The organism is Paracoccus sp. KR1-242, assembly GCF_049446195.1.
GTDB classification, from domain to species: Bacteria; Pseudomonadota; Alphaproteobacteria; order Rhodobacterales; family Rhodobacteraceae; genus Paracoccus; species Paracoccus broussonetiae.
On record NZ_JBMSED010000014.1, the window covers coordinates 1 to 15,363 of the forward strand.

General features: G+C 61.7%; 14 protein-coding genes. 9 read left to right on the forward strand and 5 right to left on the reverse strand.

Annotated elements, in window-relative coordinates; translation table 11 throughout:
• Positions 1-588: 588 nt before the first annotated feature.
• Positions 589-1,560, reverse strand: a complete 972-nt coding sequence (locus ACO2Q4_RS19590; protein WP_395135874.1) for a ParB/RepB/Spo0J family partition protein — start codon at positions 1,558-1,560, stop codon at positions 589-591.
• Positions 1,557-2,756 carry an AAA family ATPase gene (locus ACO2Q4_RS19595; protein ID WP_395135873.1) on the reverse strand — a complete coding sequence of 400 codons (1,200 nt, stop codon included), beginning with the start codon at positions 2,754-2,756 and terminating at the stop codon, positions 1,557-1,559. Before ACO2Q4_RS19595 ends, ACO2Q4_RS19590 begins: the two co-directional genes overlap by 4 nt.
• A gap of 602 nt (positions 2,757-3,358) precedes the next feature.
• Here ACO2Q4_RS19595 and ACO2Q4_RS19600 point away from each other — a divergent pair.
• From ACO2Q4_RS19600 to ACO2Q4_RS19625, 6 genes are all read left to right on the forward strand, one after another.
• Complete coding sequence (locus tag ACO2Q4_RS19600; protein ID WP_395135872.1) at positions 3,359-4,387, forward strand: replication initiation protein; 1,029 nt, start codon at positions 3,359-3,361, stop codon at positions 4,385-4,387.
• Positions 4,388-5,065: 678 nt separating this feature from the next.
• On the forward strand, positions 5,066-5,974 hold the full coding sequence (locus ACO2Q4_RS19605) for a BMP family protein (protein WP_423321323.1): 909 nt from the start codon (positions 5,066-5,068) through the stop codon (positions 5,972-5,974).
• Between the two features lie 61 nt (positions 5,975-6,035).
• Positions 6,036-7,124 carry an ABC transporter permease gene (locus ACO2Q4_RS19610; RefSeq protein WP_423321324.1) on the forward strand — a complete coding sequence of 363 codons (1,089 nt, stop codon included), beginning with the start codon at positions 6,036-6,038 and terminating at the stop codon, positions 7,122-7,124.
• A 15-nt stretch (positions 7,125-7,139) separates the two neighbouring features.
• Positions 7,140-8,072, forward strand: a complete 933-nt coding sequence (locus tag ACO2Q4_RS19615) for an ABC transporter permease (RefSeq protein ID WP_311761644.1) — start codon at positions 7,140-7,142, stop codon at positions 8,070-8,072.
• A 4-nt stretch (positions 8,073-8,076) separates the two neighbouring features.
• A complete protein-coding gene (locus tag ACO2Q4_RS19620) occupies positions 8,077-9,645 on the forward strand; it encodes an ABC transporter ATP-binding protein (RefSeq protein ID WP_423321326.1) in 1,569 nt (522 codons plus the stop codon).
• A 27-nt stretch (positions 9,646-9,672) separates the two neighbouring features.
• Positions 9,673-10,566, forward strand: a complete 894-nt coding sequence (locus ACO2Q4_RS19625; protein ID WP_311761642.1) for a LysR family transcriptional regulator — start codon at positions 9,673-9,675, stop codon at positions 10,564-10,566.
• 3 nt (positions 10,567-10,569) lie between these two features.
• Here the strand turns inward: ACO2Q4_RS19625 and ACO2Q4_RS19630 are convergent, their stop codons facing one another.
• Genes ACO2Q4_RS19630 through ACO2Q4_RS19640 form a run of 3 tightly spaced genes read right to left on the reverse strand, consistent with a single transcriptional unit; the run spans position 10,570 to position 13,044 of the window.
• Complete coding sequence (locus ACO2Q4_RS19630) at positions 10,570-11,508, reverse strand: LysR substrate-binding domain-containing protein (protein ID WP_395135867.1); 939 nt, start codon at positions 11,506-11,508, stop codon at positions 10,570-10,572.
• 31 nt (positions 11,509-11,539) lie between these two features.
• Complete coding sequence (locus tag ACO2Q4_RS19635; RefSeq protein WP_423321329.1) at positions 11,540-12,094, reverse strand: nucleotidyltransferase family protein; 555 nt, start codon at positions 12,092-12,094, stop codon at positions 11,540-11,542.
• A complete protein-coding gene (locus ACO2Q4_RS19640; RefSeq protein ID WP_423321331.1) occupies positions 12,091-13,044 on the reverse strand; it encodes an XdhC family protein in 954 nt (317 codons plus the stop codon). Before ACO2Q4_RS19640 ends, ACO2Q4_RS19635 begins: the two co-directional genes overlap by 4 nt.
• 127 nt (positions 13,045-13,171) lie before the next feature.
• Here ACO2Q4_RS19640 and ACO2Q4_RS19645 point away from each other — a divergent pair, with 127 nt between their 5' ends.
• From ACO2Q4_RS19645 to ACO2Q4_RS19655, 3 genes are all read left to right on the forward strand, one after another.
• Positions 13,172-13,864 (forward strand): GntR family transcriptional regulator, encoded by a 693-nt coding sequence (locus tag ACO2Q4_RS19645; protein ID WP_311761638.1) that lies wholly within the window; start codon positions 13,172-13,174, stop codon positions 13,862-13,864.
• A 72-nt stretch (positions 13,865-13,936) separates the two neighbouring features.
• A complete protein-coding gene (locus ACO2Q4_RS19650; protein WP_423321333.1) occupies positions 13,937-14,800 on the forward strand; it encodes an FAD binding domain-containing protein in 864 nt (287 codons plus the stop codon).
• Positions 14,797-15,360 carry a (2Fe-2S)-binding protein gene (locus ACO2Q4_RS19655; RefSeq protein ID WP_423321334.1) on the forward strand — a complete coding sequence of 188 codons (564 nt, stop codon included), beginning with the start codon at positions 14,797-14,799 and terminating at the stop codon, positions 15,358-15,360. The genes ACO2Q4_RS19650 and ACO2Q4_RS19655 overlap by 4 nt, the downstream gene beginning before the upstream one ends.
• The last annotated feature ends 3 nt before the right edge of the window (positions 15,361-15,363 follow it).

Sequence of the window (15,363 nt, forward strand, 5' to 3'; positions counted from 1 at the left end):
ATCCCGTCCCGAGCCAGCGTCGCCGTCTCGGTGAGCGGGTATTTACGGACCAACCCAAATACCCGCAAGGGCAAAAGTGACGGAAATAGATATTAAATTGCAACTTGTTGATTATAAACGGTAATGTCTCCTCCGCCGGATCGGTGATGCGGCAGAGGTAGATTGCGACAGCGGATCACGCACCCGCACGCCGCGCCGCGCTCCGGCCCGCCCTGGGCAGAAACCTCAGCAAACGCAGGGCCAAAAGCACCAGAATCAAACCCAGCATCGTCAACGGCTTCGATTCCCACAGCTTCAGCGCCCAAAGCCAGTGCACGGAGACAAGAACCCCTACCCCTCGACTCGCATATCGCAGGCCACCGCTAAAGGCTCGACAGGCAAAACAACGCGCCGCCCAAGCGTGAGTGGCGAAAAAGGATGAGATGAGGAAACTAAGGTGATCGCGGCATGCTCTCGGTGCATACACAGCCACTAATAGATCGCAGGACGCCGCGATGGTGATGCCCTCAAGGTGTCAACTCGCTGACCGCACACCACGCGGTACATTCTTGGCCCCGGAAAAACAGAAGATTGCCAATTGGCAATTTCCTACTTCGCTAAGATCTCGCTTCGAAGGAACTCGTCAAGCGCGATCCGCAGCGCGGCTTCGGAAATGCCGCTTTTGAACTCCAGCCGGATCTTGTCGCCGCGGCGCTGCATCGTGACTTGCGCATCTTTGGCTTCACCAAACGTACGCCGCTCGGGCGCCGGTTTCTCGCCATTCGCAGCGACCTGAAGACGATGCAGCACCTTCGACACCGGGATAAGCGCCCCCTGCCCCGCTCGTGCCTCGATCTGCTGAGCGGCAATCGATCGGGCTTCAGCCAGCACCCTATCGCCTGCCTCTTGCAGAAGCGGGCGCAGACCCCTCGCGTGAAGTTCTTTCAGATCGGTGATCTGCGGCCAGGCCTGAACCACTTCCTCTGGCAAGCGGGCCAGATACAGATAGCGCGACAACCACGCCTCCGAGACTTCCAACCGGGCCGCCATCGCCTTCTGCTTGCCACCATAATAAAGCTCGAGCGCCTGAAGGTAATCCCGCGCCCGCTCATAATCGGACAGATCGGCCCGATCCCGGTTCTCGATGTCGGCGAGGCGGAATGCCTCTTCATCGCTGAGATCGCGAACCTCGATCAGATACCGAAATTGCGGATAATTGTTCGCGCGCAACCACGACACCGCGAAATGGCGCCGCGCTCCGCAGATGACCTCGTACTCCGCCCCCTGCCCCGCCGGCAGCCTGCGCACGATCGCGGGAAATTCCTGTTGGCCCTGCGCGCGGATGCTGTCGATCAGGTCACGGCAGTTACCCTCGTTCAGCAAATCATAGGCACGGTTGTGCCGATGCCACATGGCGCACCGCTCGGGATCCACCCAGCGCAGCAGCTTCTCTTCACGTTCACCACTTTCGGCAAGCGCATTCGAACGCTTCAGAAAGCGGGTCCCGGCCTTCTCCGCCCCAGCCCCGTCAGAAATGTCTTTCAGGACGTCGTCAAAAATCGCATTGTGTCGCTTGCTCACAGCAGCCCCTCCTTACGCAGGTTTTGATGATGGCTGGGCCAGGTCTTTCTGGCCAGCAACTCGACCTCGCGCCCCACGGCATCAAGATAGGCCCGGCAGCGCTTATGCGTCTCGGTCCTGCTGGCGGGACCGGTCAGCTCATAAACGGTCATCAGATTTGCTGTTGCATTGTCGATCTCCGCCGAGTCCTTCAACACCGCGCTCAGCATATCCTGCGGGAAAACCGCATCCATCATCCGCTTGATCGCCTGATGCGCCGATTTCTGATCGTTCATCTTGCTGGTCAGGATCCGGATGAAGCTGTATTCGCGCTGCCCGCCGTGGCGCGCGAGTTCAGCCAAAGTGGCCTCCATCATCTTCAGGAAGTGGGCAGTGGAGGCGAAATCGATGTTGTTCGGGGGCGCGGGGATTAGCAAAGCGTTGGCTGCGCGCAGCACCGACAGCGAAAGCATCCCCAAGGCAGGTGGTGGGTCCAGCAGAACGATATCGAACTGGTCGGCGATTGAAGCAACCCCTTCACGTAGGCGATCCAGGATGAATGCCGGATCACGGGCCATGCGGGCGGCAAACTCATACTCGGCATCATAAAGGCCAAGGTTGGCGGGGATCAGCGCGATTCCCGGCCAATAGGTCGCACGCAAGGCATAATGCAGGGTCTTCGGCCCCCCGTGCTGCAGAAAGGGATAGAGCGTGTCTTCTTCTTCGTCGATGTCGACATCGGGATTGAGCCCGAACACCGCCGTTGTCGAAGCCTGGGAATCGCAGTCGACGACGCAGACCCGGTAGCCCTTCAATGCGAAATACTGCGCCAGGTGGACGACAGCCGTTGATTTGCCGACGCCGCCCTTGAAGTTCTGAACCGCCAGGATCAGCGGGGGATCCTCGGCCGTGCGATGGGGCAAGGTTCCGAAAACCTCCCGCATCCGGTTGACCTCGGCCAGAGAGTAGCCGTTGCGGCGACCCGTTGCTTCGTCCTTTGCAGGCTCGGGCAAGCGACCGTCAGCTTCCGCGTCGCGGATTGCCTTCTCCGACCTCCCGACCATTTCGGCGGCTGTGCGAACATTGTAGATCAGGTCCAGACGTTTTTGTGTGCCGGGGGCAAAGACGCGTTCGCGCAATCTTTCGATTACCGTCGTTGCGCGGCGGCTGAGTACGCCAAGTTCATCCAACGTCACGGGGGGGAGGACTGGTGTCATGATGGCCTGACTTATGTGCAGTTTGCGAGAGTATGTCGCAACCGCAAGAACGGGTAAAGTTCGGATTTCGGACATGAATGGAGGAAAAGCCGATAGTTTCCGATTGGGCCTTTGCAGATGCGAGGTTCGCCACGATAAGCCATTAACACGGTAGGACACGCGTTCCAGCGCCCAATTTGTAAGGTTTGGAGCGCAGCCCTAAGAAGGATCCTTCCTTTCTGTGGATAGTATGAACAACCATGTTTGTTCGGATTCATAAGATTCCAGATTCATCTAGATGAAACCATTGAATCTCATGCCAAAATTCTCCGTCCTCATACTTGTTGGGATGATTTGCCTTACTTCTTGGGCGAGATTCCTTACGAATCGGGCGAGATTGCCTTACCTTTCGGGGAGGTGCAAAACCTTACAGATCGGGTGCGTCGTAATCTGTGGTCGAATGCCTGATTTTTCTCTTTTAAAAGCAAGACACTGCGAATCACTTGCCTGCCATGCCCGCCGACTTGCCTTACATTCTGGGTGAGGTTGCCTGGCGAACTATCAACCTAGTTGAAATCTTACCTCATCAGCGATACAAACGTAAGGGTTGTGAGGTAACGGATATGGCTGAGGGCAAAATTCGCACGATTGAGGCAAGACCGAATGCCGAGAGCCTCATCAAGCCCGGAGAGCTGGTTGATCTGATTGAGGTCACTCCGCTTAGCCTCAACGACCGAAGGATCTACAACCAGCTTCTGGAGAATGCCTGGGATGCGATCGACAAACCGGTAACGCATCTGATTGCGAAATCGGTCCTGCGGGGCAGTCATAACTCGAACGACCGGGTGGGCGATAGCCTTGAACGTCTGATGTCAGCTATCGTCAAGGTCGCGGTGATCTGGGACGGGGAGCCCGCGGTCGAGCGAGTGCAACTGCTCGGCGGTAACCTGGAAAGTGGACGCGCTGACGGCCTGTTGGAATACGAGATTCCGGCGCGCTTGCGAAAAATCATTCGCAACAGTCAGGTCTTTGCGCGCCTGCAGCGTGAAGTGATGTTCGCATTGTCGTCGAAATACGCGCTGACGCTTTATGAGATGGTGCAAAAGCGCGGGAATCTTCGTTGGAAGGCGTCCGAGAAGTTCACCTTGGAAGCACTGCGTGGCATCATGGGGGTTCCCAAGGGCAAGCTGACCAGCTGGTCGAACCTCAAGTTGCGGGCCATCGATCCCGCGGTGGCCGAAGTGAACGCGCTTTCGGATTTCATGGTCGAGATCGTGGCGATCAAGACGGGCAGGGCGGTGACACATGTCGAACTTCGCTGGTGGCGAAAGGACGGCGATGCATCGGGCGCCGCTGATCGGGCGTTGCAATTCTCCAAGGTAGGCCGGCGGGTCCGGGTCGAGGGCAAGACCGAACATGTCTCGGTCGAACCTGCACCGGAAGTTCGGCCCCGTCCGGCCTGGCTGGATTCCCGCGGGGTCCCGCTTCATACTTCGACGTATGAGACGGCGCGTCTTCGCCACCCTGGCTATGACATCTACTTCGTAGAGGGTGAGTGGCGCGCCTGGGCCGCGGGGAGGGAGCCAGCAAGAGATCCCGATCGCGCTTTCCTTGCATTCTTTCGTAGCTATGCTGAGAAGAACCCGCTTTAGGAAAATTGCCAACTGGCAATTTTGAAGTCGCTTGTGCGCGAAGGCAGGAGTGGTTGCGACATTACGCCATCGATGGGGGCGAACCCAGCGCCTCCGCGCGGAAATTCACTGCTTTCGAACATACCCAGTCAGACGGGAGGATCCGCAGAGGAACGTGGAAGGCGCCGCCTTGGTGATCCGCATAAGTGAATAAAAATGCGGATACACTATGCAACGAGCCTTGCCTACTTTCCGCCTTGGAATTCCACACAAGGAGGACCGGTGCCCCTCATTCTGACGCACAGCCCCAATCAGATAGTTTCGAATATCTTCATAATTGATGATAATAATGAATTTGCCCAAATAATCCCGCGCTTCTTACCCTTGAATTGACCGGAATGGCCAAGGGGATGGAGACGGTCGGGCGGACTTGTTCCGTTCGGCTGGGATGGGAACACGGCGCGGGCTTCGCCTTGCAGTGATCGGATCGCCTGGGAGGGTGCTGGGCATCCTTACAGGGTGAACGGGCAATGATCCTGAACGCCGCTACCCATCAGCCGCCTGCCCCGAAACAGGAAGAAATCCGGCGGGAGAACGATTTTAACGGGGAGTGGCAATATGAATCTGTTCGATTTTCGGCACACGGCTCTTGCGGGAGCTATCGGAGTGGCCGCGCTTAGCCTGGGTGCGAGCGCGTCCATGGCTGATGAGTTCAAGATGGGCCTGCTGGTCCCCGGTTCGGTGTCCGAGGAGGGGTGGAACCGCATCGGATACAACGCGCTGAAAGGCGTCGAAGAGCAACTCGGCGCGAAGGTCAGCTATGTCGAGCTGCAACAGAACCCGGCCTCATTCGAGAAAGCGTTCCGCGACTATGCAAGCCAAGGCTATCAGATCATCCTGGGCCACGGCTTCGAACTGCAGGATGCCGCGCTGGAGGTGGCGCCGGATTTTCCTGATACCACTTTCCTGATCTCGTCCAGCGACATTCACGAAGGCAATGTCATCGGCCTGAACACCGATACCAGCCAGCCCTTCTACCTGATGGGGGTGATTGCGGCGAAGATGGGCAAGAAAGCCGGACTGATCGGCGGCATGGAGATCCCGCCGATCCAGCAGGCCTTCGCGGGGTTCAAGGCAGGGGCGAAAAGCGTCAATCCGGAGTTCCAGGTCAGCGAAGCCTATATCGGCAATTTCACCGATACCGCGGCGACCAAGGAAGCCGCGCTCAGCATGATTGCCCAAGGGGCCGATTTTGTCGTCCCGAACGCCTCGGGCGCGACGGTCGGGGCCTATCAGGGCATTGCCGAGGCGGGAGATCAGGTCAAAAGCTTCAGCATCTATACCGATTTCACCGGGGTCGCGCCGAAGAACATCCTGGGGCTTTACGTCGCTGATTACGCGCAAGGTGTCGTCGAGGTGGTGCGCGCGATCCGCGAAGGCAATGCTCCGACCACCAATGTTGCCTTCGGCCTCAAGGATCCCAAGGTCATCAGCTTCCATTTCCGCGACGACAATCCCCAGGTCAGCGTGCCCGAGGATATTCGCAAGGATGTTGCCGCCGTCGTCGCCGATATCTCGGCGGGCAAGATCGACACGATGCCGCAATGATGTGAAGGCCGCGGCACCAACAGGTGTCGCGGCGTCATAACTTGCAGGGAGTTTCTTGCTCATGACGCAGATAGAACAATCGGGGCGGGGGCTCTCGGGGCCTGACCCGCTGCGCCGAACGGCACAGGCGTTGCGCGATGCGCTGCTCGCTGCGCTTTTTCCCATCGTTGCCGTCGCCATCGCGCTGGCATTTGGCGCCGTGCTGCTTTTCATCAGCGGTTTCAACGGGTGGGACGTGATCAACGTGATGCTGCTTGGGGTCTTCCAGGATCTCCGCTCGGTGTCCGAGGTATTGCTGAAGGCCGTGCCGTTGATCCTGATCGGGGCCGGGCTATGTGTCGCGTTCCGTGCCAACATGTGGAACATCGGGGCCGAGGGTCAGTTCTATGCCGGGGCCGTCACGGCGACCCTGGTCGGGACCAGCTTTTCGGGCCTTGACGCCTGGATCTATGTTCCGCTGGTGATGCTGGCGGGCGCGTTGGGCGGATCTTTATGGGCCGGGATCGCCGGTTGGCTCAAGGTCCGCTTCGGCGCCAGCGAGATCGTGACCACGATCATGATGAACTATATCGCGCTGATCGGGACAAGCTGGCTGGTCACTGGCCCGATGAAGGACAGCAAGGCGACCTATCCGCAGTCGCCGCGCCTTTTCCGTGAAGCCTATATCCCCGACCTGATCCCCGGCACCCGGTTGCATATCGGGCTGGCGGTGGCGCTGGTTCTGGCACTGGTGCTTTACATCTATCTTTATAAATCCAGCGCTGGCTATGCGACGCGTGTCGTCGGGATCAATCCGAACGCGGCGCGCTATGCGGGCATGAACGCGGGCCGCAAGATGCTGATCGCCATGTGCATCAGTGGCGCAATGGCAGGCCTTGCCGGCGCGTTCGAGGTCGCGGGCGTCACCCACCGCCTCTACCAGAACATCTCGCCCGGCTACGGGTTCGAGGGGATCGCGGTGGCGCTGCTCGCCGTCAACAACCCCTTGGGCGCGATTCTCTCGGGCACGCTTTTCGCCGTGCTGCGCTCGGGCTCGGAACTGATGCAGATCACCTCGCAGGTCCCGCAGGTGCTGGTCTCGGTCATTCAGGGCGTCGTCATCCTGTCGGTGGTTTCCTTCGCTGCGCTGAAGCTGCGGCGCAACCGGTAACAGAGGGTATAGGCAATGGATCAAGCGATTACGCTGGGGTTCTTCGCGACCCTGATCGGCGCGGCCTGGCGGCTGGCGACGCCCCTGATCTTCGCCTCGATCGGCGAGGTCATATCGGAACGGGCAGGGGTCCTGAATATCGGGATCGAGGGCACGATGGCCACGGGGGCCTTCTGCGGCTTTGCGGCGGCCTTCGCCAGCGGGAACCTTGCCCTTGGACTGGCGGCAGGCATTCTGGCCGGAATGATTTTCGGGCTGATCTTCGGCTTTTTCACGATCACGGTGAAAGCCGACCAGATCGTTGTCGGCGCCGCGATCAACATGCTGGGGCTGGGCCTGACGGGGTTTCTGTTCCGGACCTATTACGTCTCGACCGGGATGGGGGTCGAGATCGCCAAGCCCGTGCATCTTCCCGTCCTGAGCAATCTGCCATTCCTTGGCGAGGCGCTGTTTCGCCAGAACCTCATCGTCTATGCGACCATACCCGTCGCGATCCTTGCGGCGATCCTGCTGTATCGCACCAGCTTTGGCCTGACGCTGCGCGCGGTGGGGGATCATCCCAAGGCCGTGGACGTGGCGGGTCGCAGTGTCGGGGCCTATCGCTACGGCGCTGTCGTGATCGGCAGCGCGCTGGCGGGCCTTGCCGGAGCCTTCTTGACGCTTGGCCACTCCAACCAGTTTGTCGAGGGCATGACCTCGGGTCGGGGGTTCATCGCGCTGGCCGTGGTGGTCTTTGCCCGCTGGTCGCCAATCGGGGCGTTCTTTGTCTCGCTGCTTTTCGGGGTCTTCTATGCGCTGCAACTGCAGCTTCAGGCCCAGCCGATGCTGAACATCCCGTATCAGGCGCTGCAGGTGCTGCCCTATGTCATGACCATCCTGGCGCTGGTGATCGTGCGCGGCAAGAATTTCGCCCCGCGCAAGCTGGGCGTGCCCTATGGCGAGAGGTAGGAAGATGAATGCCCAACCCTTTCTGAAGATGGACGACATCCATAAGTCGTTCGGCAGCCTCATGGTCAGCAATGGCGTCACGCTGGAGGTCGAGCAGGGCGAGATCCACGCACTTCTGGGCGAGAATGGCGCCGGCAAAAGCGTGCTGATGAGCATCCTTTTCGGCATCCTGCGTCCGAATAGCGGCGAGATCACCTACAAGGGTCAACCGCTTCACCTGTCCTCGCCACGCGAGGCGCGCAGGCACCGCATCGGCATGGTGCATCAACACTTCATGCTGGTTCCAAACCTGACCGTCGCCGAGAACTATGTGCTGGGTCAGGGCAGCCCTCTGCGTCTGATCCGCGACATGGGTGCGGTGCATGCCCGCATCCGCGAACTCAGCGACCGCTATGGGCTGGACGTGCGTCCCGACGCTGTGATCGAGGATCTTTCGGTCGGCGAACAGCAGCGGGTCGAGATCCTGAAGGTCCTGTTTCACGGCGTGGACCTGTTGATCCTGGATGAGCCGACGGCGGTTCTGACGCCTCAGGAAACCGACCGGCTGCTGATTTTGATGCGCGAGCTGGTCCGCGACGGCAAGACGATCATCTTCATCTCGCACAAGCTGGACGAGGTGATGCGGGTCTCGGATCGGATCAGTGTCATGCGCGACTGTCGGGTGGTGCATACGACACGTGTCATGGACACCGATCCGCGCGAACTGGCGCGGCTGATGGTCGGGCGCGATGTCCTGATGGAACTGCCGCGCGGCCCATCCAAACCCGGTGAGGTGGTGCTGTCGGTCAGCAACCTGAACGTCCAAAGCGAATTGGGTTTGCCAGCGCTGAAGAATGTCGACCTGACCGTCCGGAGGGGAGAGATCGTCGGCATTGCAGGCGTTTCAGGAAACGGCCAGACCGAGCTGGCACTTGCGCTGGCGGGGTTGCTGCCGGTGGAAAGCGGGCGGATCGAACTGGACGGGCAAGACATCACGGGCCTCAGCCCGGCCCAGATCAACGCCCGTTCGTTCGCCCATGTCCCCGAAGACCGGCACAAGATGGGCATCCTCTTGCCGCTGAACCTGGCAGAGAACGCGATCCTGCATTGCCATGATGCCGCGCCCTTTGCGCGGCGGGGCATGTTGCAGAGGCGTCGGATCATCGAACACACCCGTTCGCTGATCCGACGCTTCCGTATCAAGACCCCGGATGAAACCGAAAGGATCGGGAACCTGTCCGGCGGCAACCAGCAAAAGCTGGTCGTGGCACGGGAATTGGCACGCGACCCGGATTTCATTCTTGTCAGCCAACTGACGCGCGGCATCGACATCGGCGCGATCGAGTTCATCCTGCAAGAGATGTTGCGCCAGCGCGATGCCGGTCGCGCCATCCTGCTGATCTCGACCGAGCTGGAGGAGCTTTTCGCCGTCTGCGACCGTATCCTGGTCATGTGCCATGCCGAGATTCTGGGCGAAGTGCCACCGGATCGCAGCCGTCTTGAAGAGGTGGGCCTGATGATGGCGGGCAAGAAACCTGCGGTCGAATGCGCGCAGGAGGTTGCAACCCCCGTTCCCGCCAAGTCATCTTGCTGACCACAGGATAACGACCGGGCGGGCAGCATGAACATCACGCTTCGCCAGTTGCGCGCCTTTCTCGCAGTGGCAGAGCTTGGGCGTTTCAATCTGGCGGCCAATCATCTGGGGCTGACGCAATCGGCCGTCAGCATCCTGATCCGCGAACTTGAAAGCGAAATGGGGGTGCGGCTGTTCGACCGCCATACGCGCATGGTGAGCGTTTCGGTCATGGGGCAGGAATTTCTGCCCCAGGCCCGCAAGGTGCTGGAGGATCTGGACCAGGCCACCCGCAGCGTGCGCGACAGCGCCGCGCTGAAAAGTGGCCAGGTGACGATCGCTGCAGCGATCGTTCTGGCCGCGACCATCGTCCCCCCGCTTCTGGCCGAGTTCCTGCGCCTGCATCCCGGCGTCACCGTGCAATTACGCGACATGCCCGAAGAACGGATCCGCTTGGCCTTGAAGCGGAATGAGGTCGATCTTGCCATTGGCACGCAGGTCGACGAAGACCCCGAACTGACCTCGACCCCCGTGACCCATGACCGCCTGATGCTGATCTGCCATGCTGATCATCCGCTCGCGCGGCAAAGAAAGGTCCGCTGGGCCGATCTGGAAGGCGAAAGGATGATCGTCCTGGCGCAGGAAAACCCCCTGCGCGAGATCGTCGTGCGCACGATGATCCAGGTCGTCCCCGATTTTCGCCCCAGCTACGAGGTGCGCTTTTCCTCGACCGCGATCAGCATGATCTCGGCCGGGATGGGGGTGTCGGTTCTGCCTGAAAACTCTCGGCTGCTGACTTCGGACGTGCGCGTGCGTTCGGTCGGTCTGGTCGAGCCGGATATCGGTCGCGAGGTCGGCCTGCTTCAGCACCGCTATCGTTCGCTTTCGCCCGCGGCCTCGCTTTTGCGCGAGATGATCCTGCAACGCTTTGCCGCTCAATAGGCCCTATCGCGGGGTTTCGCGCGGTGTGGAGCCCGGTGGCTGAGGTGCCATTCGTCGCAGGATGGTCAGGAAATTTCCCAGCGTGGGCGAGGGGGGCTCGTCGCGATAGATCGCGTAAAGCGGCACCTGAGGCGAATGCGGGACAATCTTCCGAAAGACGACATTCGGCTGCGCCAGACGCCGAATCGTTGCCGGCAAAAGCGCCACCCCCATATTCGCGCCGACAAGGCTCAGCAGCGATTGCACTTCGACCACCTGCTGGCGGATCTGGGGGGTGAAGCCGGCCTGCACGCAGCATTGATACAGGAACCCGGCAAAGCGTGACTGGTCCAGCCCGAACATGACGAAGGGCTGGTCGCGCAAATCCTCCAGCGCCAGGGCCGAGCGGTTCGCCAGCCGGTGCGAGCTGGGCAGAGCGACCATCAGGTCTTCGTGCATGATGATTTCGTTCTTGGCGCCGGCGATATCCGGTGGCAGGCGGAACAGGCAGACATCCAATCGCTTGTCCAGCAAAGCCTCGGTCTGGCGCTGCGGGGTCGCCTCGTGGAGCTGCCATTCGACTTCGGGGTGACGGATACGGAACGCTTCCAGCGCAGCGGGAACCGTGCCAACCAGGGACGAACTTGTGACCCCGATGTCCAACCTGCCCAGCTGCCCGCGCGCGGTCAGTCGCGCGACATTGACGGCTTTTTCCAATTGCTCGAAGACCAGTGGCACCTGTGCGCGGAAGGCTTCCCCGGTCGGGGTCAGCACCGCCCCCTGATGGCTGCGGATGAACAATTCGGCGCCCAACTGCTCCTCCAGTTGACGGATCTGTTGGCTCAGCGGCGGTTGGGACATGTTCAAGCGCGCAGCCGCGCGGCCGAAATGCAGCTCTTCGGCCAGCACCATGAAATATCGCAGCACCCTCAGGTTGAACTGCCGAATGTCGATCTTCTCCATACCAAACTCTTTGAATTCGACGGCGATGCGGTCAACCCAGCGGGCCAAGATCCTCGGGGCGATCTACGTCCAAGGCTTGTGCGGCGGCAATGTGGATCAGCTGGTCATCGGGCAGCTGGGCAATGAATGCGCGGGCGCCGAAATCGCCTTCGTGATCGGAGAGGGCGGTGGCGAATGCGGCCGCAGGAATGAAGGCGGGCGGAAGACGCGACCGCCCGTCGGTGCAGGCCCCGCCCGCGGGCATCCCCAACAGTCGCTCCAGAAGCGCGGCGTCGATATTCGGCATGTCGCCCAAGGCAAGCAGCAACCCGTCCGCACCCGTCCGCCGTGCATGATCCAGCGCCAGCCGAAATGAACGGGACATGGGCAGGCCGGGGGCGATTGTCAGGCGCGTGAAGCCATTGGGAAGAATGTCGGCGACCTGGGGCGAAGACACCACCGCGACCCGCTCGGCCACATCCGCTTCGGCCAAGGCCTCTGCCGCCCAGCTGACCAGTGGCCTGCCCCGCCAGGGGGCCAGCAGCTTGTCGCTGTCGCCGAAGCGGACCGACCGCCCCGCCGCCAGCAATGCCGCGACATATCTCATGTCACACGCCGGGCGCTGATCGTGTCACCGGCTGCGGCCATGACTTCGGCCAGGACCGAAATCGCAAGCTGCCCCGGATCGCGGGCCGAGGGGATCAGACCGATCGGACCGCGCACGCGGGTGCAGTCGGCGGCCGGAACGCCCAGTTCCGCCAGCTGACTGAGGCGGTTCCTTTGCGTGGCCCGGCTGCCCTGCGCGCCGATATAGAAGGCGGGCCGGGCCAGAACCTGGCGCAGGATCGCGGGCTCATGATCGTGATCGTGATAGAAAAGCACCGCCGCGCAGCGTTCGTCCGGCATCAACTCATCCATGTCGGGCAGGGGGCCAAGCCTGCGGACATTGCAGCCCATCCCTTCGGCCAGCGCCAGGCTTTGGTCTTCATGCGACAGCAGCATGTGGTCATGATGCAGCGAATGCACCAGTTCGGCAAAGACCGCCGCCTCTGGTCCGGCACCGAAGATGACGAAGCGCAGTCCGGCCCGGAAGGACAGCGCCAGTCCCCGACCTTCGCCAAGGCAAAGCCGCCCGCTATCCGACAGCGTCAGCGCGACATGGCGTCGCGCGGCGCGCATCCGGGACAACTCGACCAGGGCCTCATGATCGCGCAGCAGGAACAGCATCACCTCGATGGCACCGCCACAGGGCAGGCGCAGATCAAGGAAGGGAGAGCCCTCGCCATAACGCAGACGGATCGTCTGGCCATCGTCACGGACCCGCCGCGCATGGACCATCAGGTCAGCCTCGATGCAGCCCGAACTCAGCGCCCCCGCGATGCGACCGTCCGCGGCCAGGGCCATGGACGCGCCGCGGCGACGATAGGCCGGGCCCTGCGTTTCGGTCATCACCGTCATCACAGTGCCGGGACCGAACTCCAAAGCAGCTTCCCATGGATCAAGCAGGGCGGGGTGGCGACTGCGGGCGGCCACGAAGGCGTGGGGGTTCTGTATCACGAAGCCTCCTGATCATGGTGTCCAGCTTCGCTCGTCTGCCTTGGCCATGATGAGCGGGTGTGACTGAATTGTTGACAATGTTTCCCGCTCCACGCAAGCTATAAATTGTCGACAATCTGGTGATGGCATGGCTGAGACCTTTTTTCCTGGTGAAAACGACGACATGGCCCGCCGCACCAAAAGTGGCAGCGCGGCCGAGGCGCGGGTGGTCCGGTTGATCATGCAGGGCATTCAGCAGCATGTGACCCCGCCCGGACACCGGCTGGTCGAACGCGAGCTGACTGAAGCCGCGCGCGCCAACCGGCAGGCAGTGCGCAACGCGCTGCTGCGACTGTCGCAGGCGGGACTGGTCGAACTGACGCCGAATCGTGGTGCCACCGTCACCCAATGTTCGCCCAAGACCACGCGAGAGATCATGCAGGCCCGCATCATCAATGAGGGCGCGGCACTGCGGATGCTGGCGGACCGCCTGGACCAGCCGGGATCGGAACGCCTGATGGAGATCCTGCGGCAAGAGGCAGCGGCCTATGACGAGGGCATGATTGCCGAGGCGCGGCATTTCTCGCGCGAGTTCCACATCGCCTTCACCGAGATGGCGGGCAATGCGACCATCGCGCGCTTCATGCGTGAATTGATCGATTGCCAGCCGCTGCTGGGGGCGCAGACCCCGAAGGGGCCGTCACTGTTTTCCGGCGTCATTGCCCATACCAAGACGCTTGCCGCCCTTCAGCAGGGCGACGGCATTGCGGCCGAAGCGGCCAATACTGAGCTTTTGCGTCAGCTCGAGCGTGAATTCCTGCGCGAAATCGCTGGCGCTTAGGAAAGGACATCCCGGCGTAGCCCCGAACGGTAAGCGGCCAAACATCAGACCAATGAGCCGGAGGAGGGCGAATTGCGGAGATTTGAGTACCACGAGCCGATGACCCTGGAGGAGGCGTCAACGCTTTTGACGACACTGGGCGAGGGGGCTTTTTTCCTGGCCGGCGGCACCGACCTGTTCGTCGAGATCCGCGAACGTCTGCGCGAGGTCAGGCACCTGGTGAACATCAAGCGCGTGCCGGGTCTGGATCGGATCGATTATTCTGACACGGGCGGGTTGCGCTTTGGGGCGCTGGTGACCGCGGGCCAGCTTGAGGCATCCGAAGCGGTGATCGCGCATTATCCGAACCTGCGGGCCGCGCTGCGCCAGCTTGCCTCGATTCAGGTGCGCAACCGCGCGACGGTGATCGGAAACATCTGCCGCGCCTCGCCGTCTGCCGATACCATTCCGCCGCTGATCGCGGATGGCGCCAGCGTCGAGACCTATCGCATCGGCGGCGGACGCTCGATCCCGATGGCCGAGTTCTTCACCGGTCCCGGCCGCTCGGTGCTGGAAAAGGGCGAAATCGTGGTGGCGGTGACAGTTCCCGCGCCCATGCCGGGCAGCCTGCGCGCCTATATCAAGCATGGCCGCCGCAAGGCGATGGAACTGGCCACTGTCGGCGTCGCCGTCAGCCTGGACACAGCGGGCGGTGTCTGCACGGGCGCGCGTATCGCCCTTGGCGCAGTCGGTCCGGTTGTGCTGCGGGCACCCCTGGCCGAAGCGCTTCTGGTCGGATCGAAACTGGACGCGGCGACCGTCGCCGCCGCCGCAGAGCAGGCGATGCAGGAATGCACGCCGATCAGCAATGTCCGCAGCTCGGCCGAGTATCGGCGCGAAATGGTCGGGGTTTTGACCCGGCGTGCGGTCTCGCAAGCCCAGGAGGTCGCGGCATGACGAAAATTCATCTGGAGTTCACCGTCAATGGCGAGGCGCGTAGCGCCAGCGTGGACGGCTATCGTTCGCTTCTGGACACGCTGCGCGAGGAACTGGGCCTGACGGGCACCAAGAAGGGCTGTGATGTCGGCGATTGCGGGGCCTGCACCGTCATGGTGAACGGCGAGCCGGTCAATGCCTGCCTGATGCTGGCGGCCGAGGCGCAGGGCGCCCGGATCGTCACTGTCGAAGGGCTGCAATCCGGCCCCGACGACCTGCACCCCCTGCAGGAGGCGTTCATGGAGCACGGGGCCTCGCAATGCGGCTTCTGCACGCCCGGCATCCTGATGATGGCCAAGAACCTGCTGGACCAGAACCCGCTGCCCACGGATGAGGAAATCCGTTTCGGGTTGTCGGGCAACATCTGCCGCTGCACCGGTTACACGAAGATCTTCGAGGCGATCCGCACCGCCGGTCAGCGCATGGCGGCGGCCAGCTCCGCGGATGCGGCAGGCTGTGGTTGTGGTTGCCGGACCGAAATCCGGATCAAGCGTCGCGAACCCATCTCGGCGGAGGGTTGAGCC